Source organism: Rhodococcus sp. 06-1474-1B (genome assembly GCF_002258885.1).
In the GTDB taxonomy this organism is placed as follows: domain Bacteria; phylum Actinomycetota; class Actinomycetes; order Mycobacteriales; family Mycobacteriaceae; genus Rhodococcoides; species Rhodococcoides fascians.
The window spans coordinates 499550-520617 of the sequence record NZ_NOYR01000023.1; the positions used below are offsets into that span (position 1 = coordinate 499550).

23 protein-coding genes and 4 tRNA genes are annotated in these 21068 nt (G+C 64.8%); 19 read left to right on the forward strand and 8 right to left on the reverse strand.

All coding sequences use genetic code 11. The features are described from left to right. Positions 1-8 precede the first annotated feature (8 nt). Entirely contained in the window at positions 9-1022 is a 1014-nt protein-coding gene (gene zapE, locus CH266_RS12585) for a cell division protein ZapE (RefSeq protein ID WP_032365070.1), read from the forward strand. Between the two features lie 21 nt (positions 1023-1043). On the opposite strand, the gene CH266_RS12590 is transcribed toward zapE, so the two are convergent. The 7 genes from CH266_RS12590 to CH266_RS12615 form a co-directional block, all read right to left on the reverse strand. Then, positions 1044-1571: a GNAT family N-acetyltransferase gene (locus tag CH266_RS12590; RefSeq protein WP_255175895.1), complete on the reverse strand. Its 528-nt coding sequence runs from the start codon at positions 1569-1571 to the stop codon at positions 1044-1046. Continuing rightward, the gene (locus CH266_RS25865) at positions 1568-2020 is read right to left on the reverse strand and encodes a hypothetical protein (protein ID WP_255175896.1); all 453 of its coding nucleotides are present in this window, start codon (positions 2018-2020) and stop codon (positions 1568-1570) included. The genes CH266_RS12590 and CH266_RS25865 overlap by 4 nt, the downstream gene beginning before the upstream one ends. 17 nt (positions 2021-2037) lie before the next feature. Further along, positions 2038-2745, reverse strand: coding sequence for an alpha/beta hydrolase family protein (locus CH266_RS12595; protein WP_094715376.1), 708 nt, complete (start codon positions 2743-2745; stop codon positions 2038-2040). After that, positions 2738-3088 (reverse strand): hypothetical protein, encoded by a 351-nt coding sequence (locus CH266_RS12600; protein WP_052718683.1) that lies wholly within the window; start codon positions 3086-3088, stop codon positions 2738-2740. The genes CH266_RS12595 and CH266_RS12600 overlap by 8 nt, the downstream gene beginning before the upstream one ends. A gap of 126 nt (positions 3089-3214) precedes the next feature. After that, positions 3215-3289 (reverse strand) — tRNA-Val (locus tag CH266_RS12605). A 38-nt stretch (positions 3290-3327) separates the two neighbouring features. Beyond that, positions 3328-3398 (reverse strand) — tRNA-Cys (locus CH266_RS12610). A gap of 17 nt (positions 3399-3415) precedes the next feature. Next, positions 3416-3487, reverse strand: a tRNA-Gly gene (locus CH266_RS12615). A 265-nt stretch (positions 3488-3752) separates the two neighbouring features. On the opposite strand from CH266_RS12615, the gene CH266_RS12620 reads away from it, so the two are divergent. The 9 genes from CH266_RS12620 to pdxS all read left to right on the forward strand — a co-directional run bounded on the left by CH266_RS12620 (position 3753) and on the right by pdxS (position 11954). Beyond that, positions 3753-3824, forward strand: a tRNA-Val gene (locus CH266_RS12620). 147 nt (positions 3825-3971) lie between these two features. After that, entirely contained in the window at positions 3972-4364 is a 393-nt protein-coding gene (locus CH266_RS12625) for a TIGR02611 family protein (RefSeq protein WP_094621941.1), read from the forward strand. Positions 4365-4465: 101 nt separating this feature from the next. Continuing rightward, positions 4466-6526, forward strand: a complete 2061-nt coding sequence (gene thrS, locus CH266_RS12630; RefSeq protein WP_032391465.1) for a threonine--tRNA ligase — start codon at positions 4466-4468, stop codon at positions 6524-6526. Position 6527: 1 nt separating this feature from the next. Next, positions 6528-7082, forward strand: a complete 555-nt coding sequence (locus CH266_RS12635; RefSeq protein ID WP_032400793.1) for an HIT family protein — start codon at positions 6528-6530, stop codon at positions 7080-7082. A 25-nt stretch (positions 7083-7107) separates the two neighbouring features. Beyond that, positions 7108-7791: a phosphatidylinositol phosphate synthase gene (pgsA, locus tag CH266_RS12640; RefSeq protein WP_032400792.1), complete on the forward strand. Its 684-nt coding sequence runs from the start codon at positions 7108-7110 to the stop codon at positions 7789-7791. Further along, positions 7788-8693, forward strand: coding sequence for a phosphatidylinositol mannoside acyltransferase (locus CH266_RS12645; RefSeq protein ID WP_032370467.1), 906 nt, complete (start codon positions 7788-7790; stop codon positions 8691-8693). The genes pgsA and CH266_RS12645 overlap by 4 nt, the downstream gene beginning before the upstream one ends. Beyond that, positions 8690-9814: a glycosyltransferase family 4 protein gene (locus CH266_RS12650; protein ID WP_094715377.1), complete on the forward strand. Its 1125-nt coding sequence runs from the start codon at positions 8690-8692 to the stop codon at positions 9812-9814. Before CH266_RS12645 ends, CH266_RS12650 begins: the two co-directional genes overlap by 4 nt. Then, positions 9814-10839: an NUDIX hydrolase gene (locus CH266_RS12655; protein ID WP_032365079.1), complete on the forward strand. Its 1026-nt coding sequence runs from the start codon at positions 9814-9816 to the stop codon at positions 10837-10839. Before CH266_RS12650 ends, CH266_RS12655 begins: the two co-directional genes overlap by 1 nt. A gap of 239 nt (positions 10840-11078) precedes the next feature. Next, complete coding sequence (pdxS, locus tag CH266_RS12660) at positions 11079-11954, forward strand: pyridoxal 5'-phosphate synthase lyase subunit PdxS (RefSeq protein WP_094652899.1); 876 nt, start codon at positions 11079-11081, stop codon at positions 11952-11954. Between the two features lie 22 nt (positions 11955-11976). On the opposite strand, the gene CH266_RS12665 is transcribed toward pdxS, so the two are convergent. Continuing rightward, positions 11977-12630 carry a hypothetical protein gene (locus CH266_RS12665; protein ID WP_230073520.1) on the reverse strand — a complete coding sequence of 218 codons (654 nt, stop codon included), beginning with the start codon at positions 12628-12630 and terminating at the stop codon, positions 11977-11979. A 40-nt stretch (positions 12631-12670) separates the two neighbouring features. On the opposite strand from CH266_RS12665, the gene CH266_RS12670 reads away from it, so the two are divergent. From CH266_RS12670 to secF, 9 genes are all read left to right on the forward strand, one after another. Further along, the gene (locus tag CH266_RS12670; RefSeq protein WP_027496942.1) at positions 12671-13522 is read left to right on the forward strand and encodes an acyl-CoA thioesterase; all 852 of its coding nucleotides are present in this window, start codon (positions 12671-12673) and stop codon (positions 13520-13522) included. Next, a complete protein-coding gene (pdxT, locus tag CH266_RS12675) occupies positions 13519-14121 on the forward strand; it encodes a pyridoxal 5'-phosphate synthase glutaminase subunit PdxT (protein WP_094715378.1) in 603 nt (200 codons plus the stop codon). Before CH266_RS12670 ends, pdxT begins: the two co-directional genes overlap by 4 nt. A gap of 88 nt (positions 14122-14209) precedes the next feature. After that, a complete protein-coding gene (locus CH266_RS12680) occupies positions 14210-14968 on the forward strand; it encodes a YebC/PmpR family DNA-binding transcriptional regulator (protein WP_027496944.1) in 759 nt (252 codons plus the stop codon). 106 nt (positions 14969-15074) lie between these two features. Beyond that, the gene (gene ruvC / locus CH266_RS12685) at positions 15075-15692 is read left to right on the forward strand and encodes a crossover junction endodeoxyribonuclease RuvC (protein ID WP_032370470.1); all 618 of its coding nucleotides are present in this window, start codon (positions 15075-15077) and stop codon (positions 15690-15692) included. Next, the gene (gene ruvA / locus CH266_RS12690) at positions 15689-16294 is read left to right on the forward strand and encodes a Holliday junction branch migration protein RuvA (RefSeq protein ID WP_094715379.1); all 606 of its coding nucleotides are present in this window, start codon (positions 15689-15691) and stop codon (positions 16292-16294) included. The genes ruvC and ruvA overlap by 4 nt, the downstream gene beginning before the upstream one ends. Positions 16295-16348: 54 nt before the next feature. Next, on the forward strand, positions 16349-17377 hold the full coding sequence (gene ruvB / locus CH266_RS12695; protein ID WP_045841916.1) for a Holliday junction branch migration DNA helicase RuvB: 1029 nt from the start codon (positions 16349-16351) through the stop codon (positions 17375-17377). A 138-nt stretch (positions 17378-17515) separates the two neighbouring features. Further along, positions 17516-17941, forward strand: coding sequence for a preprotein translocase subunit YajC (yajC, locus tag CH266_RS12700; protein ID WP_027496947.1), 426 nt, complete (start codon positions 17516-17518; stop codon positions 17939-17941). 160 nt (positions 17942-18101) lie between these two features. After that, on the forward strand, positions 18102-19871 hold the full coding sequence (gene secD, locus CH266_RS12705; RefSeq protein ID WP_094715380.1) for a protein translocase subunit SecD: 1770 nt from the start codon (positions 18102-18104) through the stop codon (positions 19869-19871). Position 19872: 1 nt separating this feature from the next. Next, the gene (gene secF, locus CH266_RS12710; protein ID WP_032372500.1) at positions 19873-21054 is read left to right on the forward strand and encodes a protein translocase subunit SecF; all 1182 of its coding nucleotides are present in this window, start codon (positions 19873-19875) and stop codon (positions 21052-21054) included. Positions 21055-21068 lie beyond the last annotated feature (14 nt).

A 21068-nucleotide genomic window follows, 5' to 3' on the forward strand; every position in this document is an offset into this window, starting at 1 on the left:
CTCGATCAATGCCCGCACGCCTTGTCGACCGAAATCCCGTGGTCCCCTCCGATCAGCTGATCGCGCAGATGGTTCCGCCGGCGATGTTCGACGACGTCAGCTTCTCCTCGTACATTCCCGATCCCAAGGAGCCGACGCAGGCCGCTGCAGTCGCGAAAGCCGAGGAATTCGCGAACAAGGTGCAGAAGATTCGCGGCAAGGGCAAGCGCGGACTGTTCGGTAAGAAGACCCCGGCCACCGGTGCGGGGCTCTACCTCGACGGCGGCTTCGGCGTCGGTAAGACCCACTTGCTGGCCTCGATCTATCACAGCGTCCCCGAACCGAAGGCGTTCGGCACGTTCGTGGAGTTGACGCACGTCGTCGGTGCATTGGGCTTCAACAAGGCTCTCGAAGAGCTCTCGAACCACAGTGTTCTGTGCATCGACGAGTTCGAGCTCGACGATCCGGGCGACACGATGTTGGTCTCGCGACTGCTGTCGGAGCTCTCGCAGCGCGGCGTGTCCATCGTGGCGACGTCGAACACCCTGCCCGGCCAGCTCGGCGAAGGCCGCTTCGCGGCCGAGGACTTCCTGCGGGAGATCAAGAAGCTCGGTTCGATCTTCGAGTCCGTCCGCGTCGACGGTCCCGATTACCGGCACCGCGATCTGCCGCCGGCCCCGGAGCCGACGTCGGAGGCCGAGCTCGTCGAGCGTGCCGACGGTATCGAGGGCGCGACCCTGGACGACTTCGACGACCTGCTGGCGCACCTGAGCACGCTGCACCCGTCGCGCTACGGCAAGTTGCTGGACGGCATTCCCGCGGTGTTCCTGAAGAACGTGCACCCGGCTTCCGATCAGGCAATTGCGTTGCGACTGGTCGTCCTCGCCGACCGCCTGTACGACGCGGGTATTCCGGTGACGGCCTCGGGTGGCAAGCTCGACGAGATCTTCACCGAGGAGATGCTCGCGGGTGGTTACCGGAAGAAGTACCTCCGTGCGACGTCCCGTCTGCTCGCGCTGTCTCGTTTCGCTGCCGTCGGCTGACCTGCTTCGGTCGCGGCAGGCTCAGAGCTGCACCTGCATGACGTAGTCGTCGTGCGTCCGGTCGCCGACGACGAACGTCTTGGTGCCGGCTATCTCGAATCCGTGTTTGGCATAGAACTTCTGGGCGCGGACGTTCTGTTGGTTGACGCCCAGCCACGCCCCTCGGCAGCCGTGCCTACGAGCACTGTCCAGCGCCGACGTCATCAGGCGCGCTGCGACTCCGCCGCCGTGTTCGGAGGGTCGGACGTACAGCTTGCTGATCTCTACCGTCGGCTCGTGGGACAGCGCCGAGCGGATGCCGGAGTCGGTGGGAGTGCCGAACACCAGCATCGCGTATCCGAGTACCTGTGCCTCGGCCGACTCGTCGAGCAGTACGGTCCTGTTCGGGTCGTCGATGTACGTCTCGAAGTGCTTGGCCGACAACACGTTCGAGACGAAAGTCTCGATATCGCCGGGTTGCGTTCCCGGTGGGCAGGCCAACGGGAAGGTCAGTGCGGCCAGGTCGGCGACTCGGTGCGCATCCGCCGGGCCCGCCTCACGAACGCTCACAGCTGATCGACGGCATTCTTCGCGTCCCGCAACGACAGCCCTGTTCGATCGCGCAGCAGCTTGATCGCCGCAATCGCTTTGCCTTCCGATTTGAGTGCCGTCAATCGGGGGAGGAGGTCGTCCCATCGCACGGGACCCGAACTCGCTGCATCGAGAATGGTCGACGGGGGAGGAAACGGTGCTCCGCGTTGCATCGTCTCGATTGCGTTCTTGGCATCGAGCAATCCGGCACCGGTTCGATCACGGAAAACCTTGATGGCCTGAATCTTCTTGTCGGCGGCCAACAATTGGTGAATTTCTGCTCGCGCACCGTCGTCCAGTCCTACCAGCTTCAGGCTCTGGGACGTGGCACGCGATCTGTCCGGCTTTCGACGCGCGAGGAACCAGGCCGCGAGCACCGCGGTATCGACGAGGACCAGCGCAACGATGAACCATCCCCAGGTCGGCATAACGTCAGTACACCACTTCAGCGTGACGGGTCGAAGAGCGGGACGACGCCCGACGGATCGGCGAGCGGCGATTCGAACAGTGAGACAGCAGCATCGAGAGTCCGCTGCGCTGCGTCGTACTTCGCCGGTGCGAGATCGTGGCCTGCACCGTCGATGTCGATCAGCAGTGTGGGCGCGGGAACCAGAGCGAACGCCGCCCCGAGTTCTTCGGTGGTAGCGAACGGATCCTTGGTGCCGTGCAGCACGACAGTGGGGGTACGTAGGTCGGGCAGATGGTGGGTCCGAAGCTTGTCGGGCTTTCCCGGTGGGTGCAGGGGATAGGACGTCAGCACCAGACCGTCCACGAGACCCGGCTGCTCCGACGCGATCATCGATCCCTGCCTGCCGCCGTACGAATGCCCGCCGAACACGACGAACCCGTCGGTTTCTGCACGTAGTCGATCGACGGCCGCGGCGATCCCCATCCGGTCCTCCTCGGAACGGGAGGGATGCGGAGGACCCTTGGCCTTGCGGACTCGGAACGGGAGGTCGAACCGCAACACCGTGAAGCCGGCCGCCGCCCACACCGACGCAATGTTCTGTAGGAGCACCGACCCACAGTTGCCGCCCGCACCGTGAGTGAGAGCGAGCCCTCCGCGCGACGGGATCGGCGGCGTGTGAAGAAACGCGACGCCCCCGCCGAGTTCGATGTCGGCGGGGGCGTCGGGAACGTCGTGTTCAGCCATCGGTCGAGGACGTTACCTTTTCGTCGCTGCCGGCGTGATGGGTGTCCGTGCTGTCTGTTTCGGAGCTGTCGGATGCATCCTGATCGTCGGCATCCACCATCTCACCGTTGTCGTCGACCATGTCGGCAAAGGCTGTACCCGCGACGGTGCCGTTGGTTCCGGGGAGAGCCACAGTGGGCCGAGCGCCGGGTCGGTATCGGTCGTCGAGTCCCTCGACCGATTTCTTCGCTTCTTCGAGTGTGGCGTCGTCGACCTGAGGCTCTTCGCTGTCGGTCGCGCTACCGGGGCCGGCCGTGTCGGTGGGTGTTTCGTCCGTGGGTGCACTGCGAGCGTCGTCCGACACGTGAGTGTCCTTCCATCGAAGTGTGTGCGTCGTCTCCACTGTGCACTTCTATGGCGTGAATCACCACCGAGACTGGGCAAGACACAAAAAAGGACCCCCTCGAAAGGGGGTCCTTTGTTCTGACTGTGGTGCGCGATACTGGGATTGAACCAGTGACCTCTTCCGTGTCAGGGAAGCGCTCTCCCGCTGAGCTAATCGCGCATGTCCTCGCATCGGCCTTCGCAACCGATGCACTAGCGAGGTGGAGACGGGAATCGAACCCGTGTGCACGGCTTTGCAGGCCGTTGCCTCACCACTCGGCCACTCCACCATGGGTCGAGACCCTCGAGCGGATGACGGGATTCGAACCCGCGACCCTCACCTTGGCAAGGTGATGCGCTACCACTGCGCCACATCCGCATACCCCGGAGGCAATCACTGCTGGGCAGTTGCTGTCTCCGTGGTGCGGGGAAAACATTAACCCAACGGGAGTGAAACTCACAAATCTCGTGGTCAGCCCCAGAATTCGGGTCTCTGGCGGCTGTGAACCGTGTGAAAGATGGGGTCGGGCCGGGTCCGGGGGAGCGAGGTCTGCGCTCGATGCAGGCGTCGAATGCGACATCGACGAGCCGGAGCAGGCGATTCGATCCACTGCGACACCTCGTGTTAATGTTTTGCCTCGTTCGGTCCCGTGGCTCAGTGGAAGAGCGTCCGCTTCACACGCGGAAGGTCGCTGGTTCGATCCCAGCCGGGACCACAGACGAAGAAAGCCCGCACCGCTTGTCGGTGCGGGCTTTTTGGTGTTCCGTCCCGGTAATCTGACCCGGTGAGCACCGACGGATACACGTCCCGCGAGGCGGACGGCAAGACCAGCACAGCGGACTCGAGTGGTCCGGCAGAACAGCTGGCGAAGAAGCATCGACGGTTTCGGTCTCGCATCGCCGAGAACAAGTCGCTCGATCTCGCCTACCGGATCACTGTCGGTGTCGTCGGAGCTCTGGTGTTGGCGTTGGGTGTGCTGGCCATTCCGTACCCCGGCCCCGGCTGGCTGATCGTGTTCGCAGGACTGGGCATCCTGGCCTCGGAGTTCGAGTGGGCCAAGGGCGCGCTGCGCTTCGTCCGCAAGAGGTACGACGCGTTCATGGCCTGGTTCTCGAAGCAGTCGATCGTCGTCAAGGGACTCGGCGTGTTGTTCACGACGGTCGTCGTGCTCGCAACACTGTGGCTTCTGGGCACTTTCGCGCTGGTCGGAGGTTGGTTCGGCCTCGACTGGACCTGGCTCGAGAGTCCCTTGTGACGCACGCGCCGCGCTGAGGGCCGCGCGGTGGCCCGTTGCCGATAGGCTGTCGGAGGCCTTCCTGGCCAGATGAACCGATCGAGGAGTACATCGCTGTGAGCATGCCCGTTGTCGCCGCCGTCTCGCCCGCCCGCATCTCGGTGCAGGCAGGAACGACCGCAGGTACGGCGCTACGCGACACCGGCCTGCCGAACAAGGGTCCCGACGCGATCGTCGTCGTGCGAGATCCGGAGGGCAAACTCCGTGATCTGTCGTGGGCTCCCGACTCCGATACCGAGGTCGAGCCCGTGCCGGCCAACACCGAGGACGGGCGAAGCGTCATCAGGCACTCGGCTGCGCACGTTCTCGCTCAGGCCGTCCAGGAACTCTTCCCCGATGCCAAGCTGGGCATCGGACCGTTCATCAAGGACGGCTTCTACTACGACTTCGACGTGAAGCAGCCGTTCACCCCAGAGGATCTGACTGCACTCGAGAAGAAGATGAAGCAGATCGTCAAGGCCGGGCAGCGGTTCTCGCGTCGGGTGTACGAATCGGTGGATCAGGCCCGTGAAGAGTTGGCGAACGAGCCCTACAAACTCGAACTGATCGACGACAAGTCCGGGATCGACGATCCCGAGGTCATGGAAGTCGGCGGGGGAGAGCTCACCGCGTACGACAACCTCAATCCCCGTACCGGTGAACGCATCTGGGGCGATCTGTGCCGCGGCCCGCACATCCCCACCACCAAGTACGTGCCGGCGTTCAAGCTCACCCGCAGCTCGGCTGCGTACTGGCGGGGCAACCAGGACAACGCCGATCTGCAACGCATCTACGGCACCGCGTGGGAGTCCACCGAGGCGCTCGATGCGCATCTCGAGTTGCTCGCCGAAGCCGAACGTCGTGATCACCGCAAGCTCGGTTCCGAGTTGGACCTGTTCAGCTTTCCCGACGAACTGGGTTCCGGTCTTCCGGTGTTCCACCCCAAGGGCGGCGTGATCCGCAACGAACTCGAGAACTACTCACGTCAGCGCCACATCGAAGAGGGCTACGAGTTCGTCAACACCCCGCACATCACCAAGGGCCATCTGTACGAGGTGTCCGGTCACCTCGATTGGTACCGGGACGGCATGTTCCCGGCGATGCACCTGGACGCCGAACTCGACGAGAACGGCGACGTGCGCAAGCCCGGCCAGGACTACTACCTCAAGCCGATGAACTGCCCGATGCACAATCTGATCTTCCGCTCCCGCGGCCGCTCGTACCGCGAACTGCCGCTGCGTCTGTTCGAGTTCGGAACGGTGTACCGCTACGAGAAGTCCGGCGTCATCCACGGTCTGACCCGAGTACGCGGCATGACTCAGGACGACGCGCACATCTTCTGCACTCGCGACCAGATGCGCGACGAGCTGACTCGTGCTCTGGAATTCGTTCTCGGACTGCTCAAGGACTACGGACTCGACGACTTCTACCTCGAACTGTCGACTCGCAATCCGGCGAAGTCCGTCGGCAGCGACGAAGTTTGGGAGGAGGCGACCACCACCCTCGCCGAGGTGGCCGAGGCGTCGGGTCTCGATCTGGTGCCCGACCCGGGCGGTGCCGCGTTCTACGGTCCGAAGATCTCGGTGCAGGCGAAGGATGCGCTCGGCCGCACCTGGCAGATGTCGACCATTCAGCTCGACTTCAACCTGCCCGAGCGTTTCGAGCTCGAGTACACCGGTTCCGGTGGTACCAAGGAGCGCCCGGTGATGATTCACCGTGCCCTGTTCGGATCCATCGAGCGGTTCTTCGGTGTGCTGACCGAGCACTACGCCGGTGCTTTCCCGGCCTGGCTGGCGCCCGTGCAGGTCGTCGGAATTCCGGTGGCCGAGGTGCATCAGGACCACCTCTTCGCGGTGGTGAAGGAACTGAAGAAGCGCGGAGTCAGGGCCGAGGTCGACGCGAGCGACGACCGAATGCAGAAGAAGATCTTCAATCAGACAGCGCAGAAGGTCCCGTTCATGCTGCTGGCCGGCGAGCGCGACGTCGAAGCAGGTGCCGTCAGCTTCCGATTCCGGGACGGCACTCAGGTCAACGGGGTTCCGGTGGCGGAGGCCGTGACCGTGATCACCGAGTGGATCGCCGCGCGCAACAACGCATCACCGACCGCCGAACTCGTGCAGACCAGTACCGCCGGAGTGAGCTGACATGGAAGAACACGACGAGTCGATCGTCGCCACCGGTGCCGGTGAACCGGATCGGCTGCAGCGATTGTGGACCCCGCATCGGATGTCGTACATCGCCGAGGCTCCACAGGGTTCGGCGCAGGGTTCGGCGAAGTCGACCGAGCCGTTCTCCGACATCCCGAAGATGACGGACGAGGACGGACTGGTCGTCGCGCGCGGCGAATCGGTGTATGCCGTACTCAACCTGTACCCGTACAACCCCGGCCACACGATGATCGTGCCGTACCGACGTGTCGCGGCGCTCGAGGATCTCACCCCCGCCGAGAGCTCGGAGCTGATGGCATTCACGCAGAAGATGATTCGCGTGATCAAGCGAGTGTCGAGCCCGCACGGTTTCAATGTCGGCCTCAACCTCGGGGCGGCTGCAGGCGGTTCGCTGGCCGAGCACCTGCACCAGCACATCGTGCCGCGGTGGGGTGGTGACGCCAACTTCATCACGGTGATCGGCGGTGCCAAGGTGATGCCGCAACTGCTCCGCGACACTCGGGCCCTGCTTGCCTCGGCCTGGAACGAATGAACCACCGGCAAGGGGAGCGTGCGGCGTGCTGAGCATCTTCGGCCGTGCGCCGGTCTCGAAGTTGACGGCCCCGTTGGGCCGCGCGCTCAACAGCACCGGCCTGACTCCGGACTCGGTGACCGTCATCGGCACGGTCGTCACCGTCACCGCTGCGGTGACGATGTTCCCTGCCGGCTATCTGTGGTGGGGCTCGATCGTCATCACCCTGTTCGTTCTGTTCGACATGCTCGACGGCGCGATGGCTCGCGCACGAGGAGGCGGCACCAAATACGGTGCCGTTCTCGACGCAACGTGCGACCGCGTTGCGGACGGCGCGATCTTCGGCGGCTTGGCCTGGTGGGCCGTGTATTCCGAGAACGACAAGCTACTGCTCGTTGCCACTCTCGTCTGCCTGGTCACCTCGCAGGTCATCTCGTACGCCAAAGCGCGCGCCGAGGCCAGCGGCCTGTCCGCGGACGGTGGTTGGATAGAACGACCCGACCGCCTCGTCATCGTTCTGGTCGGGGCCGGGCTCACCGGTGTCGGAAGACACTTCGACATTCCGTGGCTGGACAGTCTCATCTATCCGGCAATGTGGATTCTTGCTGCACTGAGCATCGTGACCGTGTTCCAACGAGTGCTCGCCGTCCGCGGATCCGAGGGTGCCCGCGACATCATCGTGCCGCCGGCTCCGTCGGTCTCCGACGACGGCGGTGTGGAGCCGACATGAATCTGTCGGAACGCGCGTCCGACGCCGGGTACGCCGCGGGGTGGCGTCTCGTCCGGTCGTTACCCGAGGGTGTCGCCCGTCGGTTGTTCGACCGCGGCGCCGACTTCGCCTCGTCCCGTAACGGCGGCCCGGATCAGCTGCGCCGCAATCTCGCTCGGGTGCTGGGGACCACGGCGGAGCAGGTCCCGGACGACCTGATCCGAGACAGTGTTCGCTCCTACGCCCGGTACTGGCGTGAGGCATTCCGGCTGCCGTCGATGGACCTGGCTGCTCAGGCGGCCGTCATCGATCGGTGCGTGTACGGCAAGGAACATCTCGAAGCGGCGCTCGGTGCCGGCAAGGGAGTGGTGCTGGCACTACCGCACAGCGGCAACTGGGACATGGCCGGAATGTGGTTGGTGCGGACGCACGGTGGCCTCTCGACCGTGGCCGAGAGGCTGAAGCCGGAGTCGCTGTACCAACGCTTCGTGGCGTATCGCGAGAGCCTGGGATTCGAGATCTTTCCGCTCAGCGGCGGCGAGCAACCGCCCCTGCTCGCGTTGTCCGACAGACTGCGCCAGAACAAGGTGGTCTGCCTGCTCGGCGAACGAGACCTGGCCAAGCACGGAGTACCGGTGACTTTCTTCGGGGAACCGACACGAATGCCGGCGGGTGCGGCCAAGCTCGCCATCGACACCGGTGCCACGCTGCTCCCGGTACACGGCTATTTCGACGGCGACGGTTGGGGATTCGACATCTCGCCCGCGGTGGACGTCTCGCAGGGAGTAGCCGCTGCGACCCAGACGGTTGCGGATCATTTCGCCGCCGGAATCCGCGCTCATCCCGCCGATTGGCACATGCTGCAGCCGCTGTGGATGAGCGACTGGTCGGCAGAGCGACGAGCCCGAATCGAGGGCACATGAGAATCGGCATGGTGTGCCCGTACTCGTTCGACGTGCCGGGCGGAGTGCAGGCCCACGTCCAGCAGCTGGCCGAGGTCTTCATCGAACGCGGTCACCGGGTCAGCGTTCTGGCTCCCGCCTCGGACGGCGTCGAGCTCCCCGAATTCGTGGTGTCGGCCGGAGAAGCCTTGGCCATTCCGTACAACGGGTCGGTCGCCCGGCTGCGATTCGGCCCGGTGACGTACTCACGGATCCGAAAGTGGATCTCGGAGAACGACTTCGACGTGCTGCACATTCACGAGCCCAATGCGCCGAGTCTGTCGATGCTGGCACTCAAGGCCGCGGACGGCCCGATCGTGGCCACGTTCCACACATCCACCACCAAGTCTCTCGTGCTCAGCACGTTCCAGGGCGTGCTGCGGCCCTATCACGAGAAGATCAGCGGCCGGATCGCCGTGTCCGAGTTGGCACGGCGATGGCAGGTCGAGGCGCTCGGGTCCGATGCGGTCGAAATTCCGAACGGAGTCGACGTGCCGGCGTTCGCCGACGCAGACGTGCTCGACGGCTATCCGCGTCGGGGCCGGACGGTGCTGTTCCTGGGCCGCTTCGACGAACCGCGCAAGGGAATGGCCGTGCTGCTGGGCGCGCTACCGGCCCTCGTCGAATCTCACCCCGACATCGAAATTCTCATCGTCGGCAGGGGCGACGAGGACAAGCTTCGCAAGGAAGCAGGCGCGCTGGCCTCGCATCTGACCTTCCTCGGCCAGGTGGACGACGCGACGAAGGCTTCCGCGATGCGTAGCGCCGACGTGTATTGCGCCCCCAACCTCGGCGGCGAAAGCTTCGGCATCGTTCTGGTGGAGGCGATGGCAGCCGGAACCCCCGTGGTGGCAAGCGAACTGGACGCTTTCCGTCGGGTCCTACGCGACGGCGCATGTGGCCTGCTGGTTCCGATCGACGATTCCGCGGCCCTCGCGGCAGCGGTCACCTCCATTCTGTCCGACGACGCCGTCCGCGAGCGTCTCGTCGACGCCGCCTCGGCGGCCGTGTCCACGTACGACTGGCCTGTTGTCGCCGAGCAGATTCTGCGCGTGTACGAGACGGTCACCCTCGGCGGACAGAAAGTGCGAGCCGCGAGCTGATGACACTGTCTGCCGTCACCATCCTGGTCCTCGGACTGATCGCGGTTCTGATCCTCGTCGTCGGGCTGTGGGCCTACGGAACCGCCAACCGACTCGATCGGCTCCACGTTCGCACCGACCTCGCCTGGCAGGCCCTCGATGCTGCACTCGCGCGCCGAGCCGTCGTCGCGCGAGCCGTGTCGGCCGCCACCCGGGGCTCGGTGTCGTCGAGCAAAGAGCTTGCTGCACTGGCAGATCGAGCCGAACGCGCCGACCGATCGCAGCGGGAGGAAGCGGAGAACGCGGTGTCCATGGCACTCGCCGTCGTCGAACCGGCCGCGCTGCCACCACAACTTGTCGCCGAACTCGCCGACGCCGAAGCACGCGTGTTGATCGCACGACGCTTTCACAACGACGCCGTCCGAGACACCCTCGCTCTGCGGGTTCGCCGTCCGGTGCGGTGGCTGCATCTCGGCGGCACCGCGGCCCTGCCGTCGTACTTCGAGATCGCGGAGCGCTCGGCCGCGGCAACGTTCGGTAGTGAGACTCGGGCGACGCCGCGTACCTCTGCGCGGGTGGTGTTGCTCGACGAGCGTGGCCGTGTCCTGCTCCTGCGTGGACACGACCCCACGGTGCCCGAGACGTTCTTCTGGTTCACCATCGGAGGTGCGGTCGAAAAGGGGGAGTCCCTTCGCGAGGCAGCGGTACGCGAAGTGCACGAGGAGACCGGCCTGACCGTCGACGCGTCCGACCTGCGCGGACCGTTGTGGCGTCGAGTTGCGACCTTCCCGTTCAACGGAACGTTGATTCGGTCCGAGGAACTGTTCTTCGCGCATCGGACGCAGGAGTTCGAGCCCGAGAGTGCCGGGTTCACGGACTTCGAGCGACGAACCGTCACCGGGCATCGCTGGTGTACCGAGGCAGACATCCGGGCGCTGAGTGCGGTCGGCGAAAACGTGTACCCACAGGATCTGGCCGAACTTCTCGACGAGGTCAACGTAGCGCTAGCGCGGCGCGGCGACCCGGATGTCAGGGCCATCCGCTGACAATCTGGACCTTTCCGACCAGTCCAGCAATCGTCAAGTGGTTATGGGAAACGACGCGGTAGCGGCCTACAGTTCTGGGCGCGTCGCCGCGCCGGCCCGCCCCTTCGAGGGCAGGGCCGCGGCTCTGCGCGAAGATCCGGACTGCCGAGAACACAGGAGTTGGCTTGAGTACCCCACACGCCCCCAATTCGCCCGCTGCTTCCACTGGATCCGCTGACGGCGGGTCCAACGAGAACGGAATCGGCACCGCTCGCGTCAAGCGCGGTATGGCCGAGATGCTCAAGGGCGGCGTCATCATGGACGTGGTCACCGCAGACCAGGCGAAGATCGCCGAGGATGCCGGTGCCGTTGCCGTCATGGCGCTCGAGCGCGTTCCCGCCGACATCCGCGCGCAGGGCGGGGTGTCGCGGATGAGCGATCCGGACATGATCGACAGCATCATCTCCTCGGTCAGCATTCCGGTGATGGCCAAGGCCCGCATCGGGCACTTCGTCGAGGCACAGATCCTGCAGAGCCTGGGCGTCGACTACATCGACGAGTCCGAGGTCCTCACCCCGGCCGACTACGCCAATCACATCGACAAGTGGAATTTCACCGTTCCGTTCGTGTGTGGTGCCACCAACCTGGGTGAAGCACTGCGTCGAATCACCGAGGGCGCAGCCATGATTCGCTCCAAGGGCGAGGCCGGCACCGGCGACGTCTCGAACGCGACGACCCACATGCGCAAGATTCGCGACGAGATTCGTCGTCTCACATCACTTCCCGAAGACGAGCTGTACGTCGCGGCGAAGGAACTGCAGGCTCCGTACGATCTCGTCGTCGAGATCGCCCGTGCCGGAAAGCTGCCCGTCACGTTGTTCACCGCCGGCGGCATCGCCACCCCGGCCGACGCAGCGATGATGATGCAACTCGGTGCCGAGGGAGTGTTCGTCGGATCGGGAATCTTCAAGTCCGGCAACCCGAAAGAACGTGCCGAGGCAATCGTCAAGGCCACTACCTTCTTCGACGACCCGGATGTCCTCGCCAAGGTCTCCCGTGGACTCGGCGAGGCGATGGTCGGCATCAACGTCGACGACCTGCCCGTCGCACACCGTCTCGCCGAGCGCGGTTGGTGACCGTCCTCTTCCGGTTGCGTAGCTACTGACTGCGTTCCAGTGCCGGGCGGTCCGGATGGTCCCACCGGACCGCGAAGTCCGGCCGCTCGGCGTACTCGTCGATCGAGTCGTAGTACTCGAGCAGTGCCGTGCAGGTCCATTGGTCGGCTGTGTCGGTTCTCCGACGCAGCGCACCCTCGGACAACCGCAACTGCACTCGAAGATCGACGTCCAGTCCTCGGCCCAGCAGCATCGGACCGGCAATCAGGACTATGTGATTCGGCGCGGCCTCGACGGTACGAGCGCGGGCGGATCGATCGGTTGCCTCATCCCACAGACGCGGCAGATAGTGACCTCGGCCACCGGCACGCAGCGGCGCGATGACCTCGCGGATCACGGCATCGTAGTCGAACCACACAGTGCGGTAGCTCAATTCGTCCGTTCGCGAATACTCGAATCGAATGGACGCCGGCCGGACGTAATCGTGCAGGTCGACGACGTCGGCACGCCTGCCCTGTGCGCGGGCGTGTTCGGCTGTGCGAGAGGCGAAGTCGACCGGCTTCGCGGCGTCGGCACCGTCGACGACAACGATCGTTCGCGACTCGGCGGGGCACGCATCGACGATCGACCTGGTCAGAAGATCGGGAAATATCGGTATCGGTTGACCCACACCGACCATCTTGCCTGGTCCACTCATTGTTAGCCTGAGCCGTTGTCACAGAAAGGTGGACACAGCCATGGCCAGCATCGAGGACATTCTCGAATTGGAACGAATCGAGAACGACATCTATCGGGGACGCACGTTCCCGAGCCGGCTGCCGCGGACGTTCGGCGGCCAGGTTGCCGGCCAGGCGCTCGTCGCGGCCGTGCGCACCGTGGCACCCGAGTTCCGCGTGCATTCGCTGCACGGCTACTTTCTCCGGCCGGGTAACCCGAACGAGCCGGCCGTGTTCATGGTCGATCGCATTCGGGACGGCCGGTCGTTCTGCACTCGTCGAGTGACCGGAATTCAGCACGGCAAGGCCATCTTCACGATGTCCGCCTCGTTCCACGGCGACGACGATGGGATCTCCCATCAGGACCTCATGCCCGAGGTAGTCGGACCGGAATCGTTGCCCGACCCCACCACTCTGGCGGAGTACGACACCTCCTACTACAAGGAGTGGTCCGAATGGGACATCCGTCTCATTCCCGACGATCAGACCGTCAAGCATCCCAGTTTCGCTGCGCAGCAACGGGTCTGGTTCAGGTATCGCGACACGCTGCCCGACGATCAGGTGTTCCACGTCTGCGCGCTCGCCTACATGAGCGACATGACGCTCATCGGATCGGCCAAGGTGCCGCACCCGGACGCCGTCACGCAGACGGCCTCCCTCGATCACGCGCTGTGGTTCCTCAGGCCGTTCCGAGCGGACGAATGGCTGCTCTACGACCAGACGTCGCCGTCCGCTGATTTCGGACGGGCACTGGCGCAGGGGCGAATCTTCGACATCTCCGGTCGTATGGTCGCTGCCGTCGTCCAAGAGGGACTGATGCGCTTCGAGCGCGACACCTCGAAACCGCACGTCGATCCCTTCGGATTGAAGTGACGCCGCCGACGATCGGCGTACTCGCACTGCAGGGCGATGTCCGCGAGCACTTGGCCGCACTGGAGTCGAGCGGTGCGCACGGAATCACCGTGCGGCGGCCGGACGAACTCGCCCGAATCGACGGGTTGATCATTCCCGGCGGCGAATCCACGACGATGAGCACTCTGCTCGGTGTCTTCGATCTGCTCGGGCCGCTGCGGGCTCGTCTGGCCGACGGCATGCCCGCGTACGGATCGTGCGCGGGGATGATTCTGCTGGCGTCGGACATTCTCGACACCAGGCCCGACGCGGAACACCTCGACGGTCTCGATATCACCGTGCGCCGCAACGCTTTCGGTCGACAGGTCGACTCGTTCGAGACCGATCTCGATTTCGCCGACATCGAGGGCGGACCGATGCGCGCAGTGTTCATTCGCGCGCCCTGGGTCGAGCGTGTCGGTGCGGACGTCGAAGTACTCGCCACCGTCCCGAACGGGCCAGCTGCGGGCCGCGTGGTTGCCGTGCGGCAGAACCGAGTGCTGGCCACCAGCTTCCATCCCGAGGTCACCGGAGACGATCGAGTGCACCGACTCTTCGTGGACATGGTGCGCAGCGCGTAGAAACCCGTAATCGCCGGTTGGGGCGGAGCGATGACACGGGCGAGTAAAGTCGACAACACCGAATTCGAGCAGGAAGGGGCTCTATCGCATGAGCGGCCACTCAAAATGGGCCACCACCAAGCACAAGAAGGCGGTGATCGACGCCCGACGCGGCAAGTCGTTTGCCAAGCTCATCAAGAACATCGAGGTGGCGGCCCGCACGGGTGGTGGTGACCCCACGGGCAACCCGACGCTCTACGACGCCATCCAGAAGGCGAAGAAGACGTCGGTTCCCAACGACAACATCGAACGTGCGCGCAAGCGCGGAGCCGGCGAAGAAGCGGGCGGAGCCGACTGGCAGACCATCATGTACGAGGGTTACGGCCCCAACGGTGTCGCCATCCTCATCGAGTGCCTCACCGACAACCGCAATCGTGCAGCAGGCGAGGTTCGAGTAGCAATGACTCGAAACGGCGGAAACATGGCCGATCCGGGTTCGGTGTCCTACCTCTTCTCACGCAAAGGCGTCGTGACGCTCGAGAAGAACGGACAGAGCGAGGACGACGTGTTGATGGCGGTTCTCGAGGCCGGTGCCGAGGAAGTGAACGACAACGGCGACACGTTCGAGATCGTCAGTGAGCCGACCGATTTGATCGCAGTGCGTACCGCACTGCAGGACGCGGGCATCGACTACGACTCCGCGGAGGCGAGCTTCCAGGCTTCGGTCAACGTCCCGGTGGACGCGGACGGAGCGCGCAAGGTCTTCAAGCTGATCGACGCCCTCGAAGACAGCGACGACGTGCAGAACGTCTGGTCCAACGTCGACCTGTCGGACGAGGTCATGGCCGAACTGGACGACGAGGACTGACCCGGTCCTTTTGCTCACGGTGATCGACCGGGTGTCGTAGCCCTGATCCGTCGGTGCGCTCCGCTACGCTATCGAACAACAGTTCGTAAGCGGAAGGTGTGGTGGCGTGCGGGTGATGGGTGTCGACCCCGGTCTCACCAGGTGTGGGCTCAGTTTGATCGAGGGAGGCGTCGGTCGCACAGTCGTCGCTCTCGACGTGGATGTGGTCCGGACTCCCGCCGACATGGATCTCGCGCAGCGTCTGCTGCGGATATCCGAAGCAGCGGAATACTGGCTCGATACACACAAGCCGTCGGTCGTGGCGATCGAGCGAGTGTTCGCTCAGCACAACGTACGGACGGCCATGGGCACCGCGCAGGCAGGCGGCGTCATCGCACTGGCTGCGGCCCGGCGCGGTATCGACGTCTGCTTCCACACTCCCAGTGAGGTGAAGGCAGCCGTCACCGGCAACGGTTCGGCCGACAAGGCGCAGGTCACCGCCATGGTCATGCGCATTCTCGGGCTGCAGACCGCGCCGACTCCCGCTGATGCCGCAGATGCGTTGGCTCTGGGTATCTGTCACTGCTGGCGCGCCCCGATGATCGCCCGGATGGCCAAAGCCGAGGCGATGGCCGCCGAACAGAAGCGCAAGTACGACGCGCGTCTGGCCGAGGAACGCAAAGCTCGCGCCGCCGTGGCGCGCAAAATCGAGAAACTGGCCAAGAAGGAGGCGGGCGCACGGTGATCGCATCCATTCGCGGGTCGGTGATCGACATCGCTCTCGATCACGCAGTACTCGAGGCGGCCGGTGTCGGATATCGCGTCAATGCCACACCGGCGACGTTGGCGACGCTGCATCGGGGGAGCGAGTCCACTCTGCTCACCACCATGATCGTTCGCGAGGACTCGCAAACGCTGTACGGGTTTCCCGACAAGGAATCACGTGAGCTGTTCGAGCTGCTGCTCACGGTTTCCGGAGTCGGGCCACGAATTGCGATGGCCACACTTGCGGTACACGAACCCGACTCCCTGCGAACAGCTTTGGCGGACAGCGACATCGGGGCCCTCACCAGAGTTCCCGGTATCGGCAAGCGCGGGGCCGAGAGGATGGTGGTCGAGCTGCGAGACAAGGTCGACGCCGTTGTCTGCCGTGCCGGCAGTTCCGCGGTGCCCGGTTCCGGGGCCGGCAACTCGATGCGCGATCAGATCGTCGAAGCCCTGATCGGTCTCGGATTTCCGGCGAAGCAGGCCGAGGAGGCCACCGACGCGGTACTCGCACAGCAGCCCGAGGCCACGACGTCCACCGCACTGCGGGCCGCGTTGGCGTACCTCGGTAAGTCCAGGTAGGTCGGCGTGACCGAGGACGACGAGTTCGGGGAATCCCAGGTCGGTGCGGAGGCCATGTCCGACGACCTCGACATCGAGACCAGTCTGCGTCCGAAGAACCTCACCGATTTCATCGGTCAGCCTCGGGTGCGTGAGCAACTGCAGCTGGTGCTCTCGGGGGCGAAGATGCGCGGCGGCACCCCCGATCACATCCTGATGTCGGGTCCGCCCGGCCTGGGAAAGACCAGCATGGCGATGATCATCGCCGCGGAACTCGGCACGTCACTGCGGTTGACCTCCGGGCCCGCCCTCGAGCGTGCGGGCGATCTGGCCGCGATGCTCAGCAACCTCGTCGAAGGGGACGTGCTGTTCATCGACGAGATTCATCGGATCGCCCGGCCGGCCGAGGAAATGTTGTATCTGGCCATGGAGGACTTCCGTGTCGACGTGATCGTCGGCAAGGGGCCGGGAGCGACATCCATTCCCTTGGAGGTCGCCCCGTTCACTCTCGTCGGTGCGACCACCCGGTCCGGCGCGCTCACCGGACCGCTGCGCGACCGCTTCGGGTTCGTGGCGCACATGGATTTCTACGAGCCGAGTGAACTCGAACGAATTCTGATGCGATCCGCCGGGATTCTGGGTGTCCCCATCGACCGTGACGGCTGCGCCGAGATCGCAGGACGCTCGCGTGGCACACCCCGAATCGCGAACCGACTGCTGCGCCGAGTTCGCGACTACGCGGACGTGCGCGGGGACGGCACCGTCACCCAGGACACCGCCAAGGCCGCGCTCGTGGTCTACGACGTGGACAAGCTCGGACTGGATCGCCTCGACCGTGCCGTCCTCAGCGCGCTGATCCGAAGTTTCGGCGGGGGACCGGTGGGAGTGTCCACTCTCGCTGTCGCCGTCGGCGAGGAGCCCTCGACGGTCGAGGAAGTGTGTGAGCCGTTCCTGGTACGGGCCGGGATGATCGCCCGCACGCCGCGCGGTCGCGTCGCCACCGCCGCCGCCTGGCACCACCTCGGTCTCACCCCACCGCCGGACCTCGCAGTCGGGGGAATTTCGGTGCGATCGGCCGAGGTCCAGCAGGGATTATTCGAGTGAAACGGCCGCAACACGAGACGAACGGACCGAGCGGGCCACAGGTGATGGCACACTGGGTAGCTGCGAGGCCCGCACCAGCGATGTTCTCGCACGAGACAATGACGATTATCGAACCGAACTTCGAGGACTGACCTTCCGATGGATTTGCTGTTTCCGCTGCTGATCGTGGCCCTTCTGGTACCGCTGTTTCTCAACGCGCGCCGACAGAAGAAGGTGCTGGCCAAGACCACGGAAATGCAGGACTCGCTGAAGGTCGGCGACGAGGTCGTCACCACCGCAGGCCTGTATGCACGAGTGGTCCTGGTCGAGGACGACACGATCGACCTCGAGATCGCCGACGGCGTCATCACGACGTGGTCACGCGCCGTCGTGCGTGAGGTTCTGCCCGACGACACCGAGTTCGACGACGGCGAGTCGGACGAGAACACCTTCGATTCGGTGCCCGGTGCCGGCACCGCTGCGGTCGGCCCCACCGAGCCGGCAGCTCCGTCGCTGCACAAGGACGTCGGGAACCCCGCCGACGAAACCGTCGAGCAGACGACGAAGCGCCTCGAAAAAGAGTGACGTAACGAAGATCCGAACCGCTGTCGGAGACACAATCCGGCAGCGGTTTCGTCTGCGGTGAGCGTCGTGGTGCACAATCGCACCGCCCGCCGCTGACACAACGAGGCACGAGCCAACAGGAACAGACACTTTTCCACCGCCCAGAGGAGAATCACACACCGTGGCACCTTCCAGCGGATCGGTGCATCCCGCCCGCTATCTCGCCGTCTTCGCGGTGCTGATGGCGGCGGTGTATGCCCTGGTCTTCTTCACCGGAGACAAAGACCCCTCGCCGAAGTTGGGAATCGACCTGCAGGGCGGCACGCGAGTGACGCTGACTGCACGCACGCCCGACGGAAATGCGCCGTCGCAGGACAGCCTCAAGCAGGCGCAGCAGATCATCGAGACCCGCGTCAACGGTCTCGGCGTGTCCGGTTCCGAGGTGGTCATCGACGGCGACAATCTCGTCATCACGGTGCCCGGTGACGACAGCTCTCAGGCGAGAACTCTGGGGCAGACCGCTCGACTGTTCATTCGTCCGGTGGTGGGGTCGGTTGCACCATCCGCAGGCCAGGCGACGCCGGGTTCTCCGCAGACTCCGACGGACCCGACTGCGCCGGCAGATCCGGCGACAGCCGTCGATCCTGCTGCCCCGGCGGCTCCGCAGAGTCGGGTGTTTCCGGCGCAGGATCCGACGACGGTCGACCCGACCCCCGCTCCGACAACCGGTGCTCCCGCCTCGGACGCACCCGCGACGGACGCCCCGACCTCGAGTGATCCCGCCGAAAACGCGTCGCTGTCCGACGCCGATCGGGCAGCCCAGGAGATCGCCGACGCGAAGGCGCTTCGTCAGAGCGAGGATCAGCAGATACAGCAGCTCGCCATGCAGTCGCTCGATTGCAACGCCGCGGACCCGCTCGCCGGCAACGACGATCCTGCACTCCCGCTCGTGGCCTGCTCCACCGACGGAACAGCTGTCTACCTTCTCGGTCCCACGATCATCGACGGCCAGCAGATCGCCGACGCGACGTCCGGATTCGACAACCAGCAGGCTCAGTTCCAGGTGAGCCTGACGTTCGATTCCGAGGGGTCGAACACCTGGGCGCAGTTCACGGCTGCGAACCTGCAGAAGCAGGCCGCATTCGTACTGGACTCGAAAGTGATCAGCGCGCCGGTCATTCAGGGTGCCACTCCCGCCGGTAGTGCCACGTCGATCACCGGCAACTTCAACGCGCAGAGCGCTTCCGAACTGGCCAACACGCTCAAGTACGGTTCGCTGCCGCTGTCGTTCGTGTCCTCCGAGGCCGAAACAGTCTCGGCCACACTGGGATTGGCGTCACTCGAAGCAGGCCTGATCGCCGGTGCCATCGGCTTGGCCCTCGTGCTGGTCTACTGCCTGCTGTACTACCGAGCCCTCGGCCTGCTCACGGCTCTGTCGTTGGCGCTGGCCGGGCTCGTCGTCTACGGCATCCTGATCCTGCTCGGCAGGTGGATCAGCTTCACCCTCGACCTCGCCGGCATCGCCGGCCTGATCATCGGTATCGGTATGACCGCGGACTCTTTCGTGGTGTTCTTCGAACGCATCAAGGACGAGATTCGGGAGGGCCGCAGCTTCCGGTCCGCAGTGCCCCGCGGTTGGGCCCGCGCACGCAAGACCATCCTGTCCGGCAACGCGGTCAGCTTCATCGCCGCTGCCGTTCTGTACGTACTGGCAGTCGGTCAGGTGCGCGGCTTCGCGTTCACGCTGGGACTGACGACCATCCTCGACGTCATCGTCGTGGTGCTGGTGACGTGGCCGCTGGTGAATCTGGCGTCGAAGTCGAAATTCTGGTCCAAGCCGTCCGTCAACGGTCTCGGCGCGGTTCAGCAGATAGCGCTCGAACGAAAGCGCGCCGCCAACAAGGCAGTCGCCGTCAAGACCGGCGCCGCGTCGCCGTCGAAGGAGGCATGACATGTCCGATACGGCCACCTCGACCCCATCGCCTCTCGACGATTCGAGCGTCGACCAGTCCACGCAGCCCAGGCACAGTTGGTTCTCTCGTCTCTACACCGGCACCGGGGCATTCGAGATCGTCGGACGCCGTAGGTTCTACTACGTGCTGACCGGCGTCATCGTGCTGATCTGCCTGCTCAGCTTCCTCGTGCGTGGGTTCACGCTCGGTATCGACTTCGAGGGCGGCACCCGCATCGCATTGCCCGCCGCGGACAACATCTCCACCGAGCAGGTCGAAACCGTCTACAACGACTCGCTGGGCATGCCCCCGGTGTCGGTCCAGACGGTCGGCTCGGGTGCCGCGGCGACGGTGCAGATCCGTTCCGAGGCGCTCGATCCAGCCGAAGTCGACACTCTTCGACAGGCGCTGTTCCAGTCCTTCCAGCCGCAGGACAACTCGGGCACCGCAACGCCCAATGCCATCAGCGTCTCGGACGTGAGTGAGACATGGGGGAGTCAGATCACCCAGAAGGCTCTGATAGCCCTCGCGGTGTTCCTGGTGATCGTCAGCATCTACATCGCCATCCGATACGAACGAGACATGGCGCTGGCGGCCCTGGCCGCACTGGGCTTCGATCTCGTCGTCACCGCGGGCGTCTATTCACTCGTCGGCTTCGAGGTAACCCCGGCCACGGTGATCGGTCTGCTGACCATTCTGGGATTCTCGCTGTACGACTCCGTCGTGGTGTTCGACAAGGTGGAGGAGAACACCCGAGGCATCTTGAATCTGCACCGCAAGACGTACGCGGAGCAGGCCAACCTCGCCGTGAATCAGACTCTGATGCGATCGATCAACACGACCGTGATCGGTGTTCTGCCGGTCATCGCGTTGATGATCGTCGCGGTCTGGCTGCTGGGCGTGGGAACGCTCAAGGATCTCGCTCTCGTGCAGCTCGTCGGCATGATCGTCGGTGCCTACTCGTCCATCTTCTTCGCCACGCCGCTGTTGGTGACCTTGAAGGAGAAGTGGGGCCCGGTCGCGGTCCACACTCGCAAGGTCCACTCCAAGCGTGCCGACGCGGCGGCGCGCGCCGCCGGTCTCGCACCCGAACCGGTGGCCGTCGGCGTGGATGTCAGCAAGGCGTCGGCACCGCAGCCCGGCAATCGCCCCACTGGGAAGCGGAACAAGAAGCGCCGATAGCGAGATCGTAGAGA

What these genes read in the sequence shown, in the direction of transcription:
- zapE (WP_032365070.1), top strand. Translation starts at nt 9, where the DNA reads ATGCCCGCACGCCTTGTCGACCGAAATCCCGTGGTCCCCTCCGATCAG.
- CH266_RS25865 (WP_255175896.1), bottom strand. Translation starts at nt 2,020, where the DNA reads ATGCCGACCTGGGGATGGTTCATCGTTGCGCTGGTCCTCGTCGATACC.
- CH266_RS12595 (WP_094715376.1), bottom strand. Translation starts at nt 2,745, where the DNA reads ATGGCTGAACACGACGTTCCCGACGCCCCCGCCGACATCGAACTCGGC.
- thrS (WP_032391465.1), top strand. Translation starts at nt 4,466, where the DNA reads ATGCCCGTTGTCGCCGCCGTCTCGCCCGCCCGCATCTCGGTGCAGGCA.
- CH266_RS12635 (WP_032400793.1), top strand. Translation starts at nt 6,528, where the DNA reads ATGGAAGAACACGACGAGTCGATCGTCGCCACCGGTGCCGGTGAACCG.
- CH266_RS12645 (WP_032370467.1), top strand. Translation starts at nt 7,788, where the DNA reads ATGAATCTGTCGGAACGCGCGTCCGACGCCGGGTACGCCGCGGGGTGG.
- CH266_RS12650 (WP_094715377.1), top strand. Translation starts at nt 8,690, where the DNA reads ATGAGAATCGGCATGGTGTGCCCGTACTCGTTCGACGTGCCGGGCGGA.
- CH266_RS12655 (WP_032365079.1), top strand. Translation starts at nt 9,814, where the DNA reads ATGACACTGTCTGCCGTCACCATCCTGGTCCTCGGACTGATCGCGGTT.
- CH266_RS12665 (WP_230073520.1), bottom strand. Translation starts at nt 12,630, where the DNA reads ATGAGTGGACCAGGCAAGATGGTCGGTGTGGGTCAACCGATACCGATA.
- CH266_RS12670 (WP_027496942.1), top strand. Translation starts at nt 12,671, where the DNA reads ATGGCCAGCATCGAGGACATTCTCGAATTGGAACGAATCGAGAACGAC.
- CH266_RS12680 (WP_027496944.1), top strand. Translation starts at nt 14,210, where the DNA reads ATGAGCGGCCACTCAAAATGGGCCACCACCAAGCACAAGAAGGCGGTG.
- ruvB (WP_045841916.1), top strand. Translation starts at nt 16,349, where the DNA reads ATGTCCGACGACCTCGACATCGAGACCAGTCTGCGTCCGAAGAACCTC.
- yajC (WP_027496947.1), top strand. Translation starts at nt 17,516, where the DNA reads ATGGATTTGCTGTTTCCGCTGCTGATCGTGGCCCTTCTGGTACCGCTG.
- secF (WP_032372500.1), top strand. Translation starts at nt 19,873, where the DNA reads ATGTCCGATACGGCCACCTCGACCCCATCGCCTCTCGACGATTCGAGC.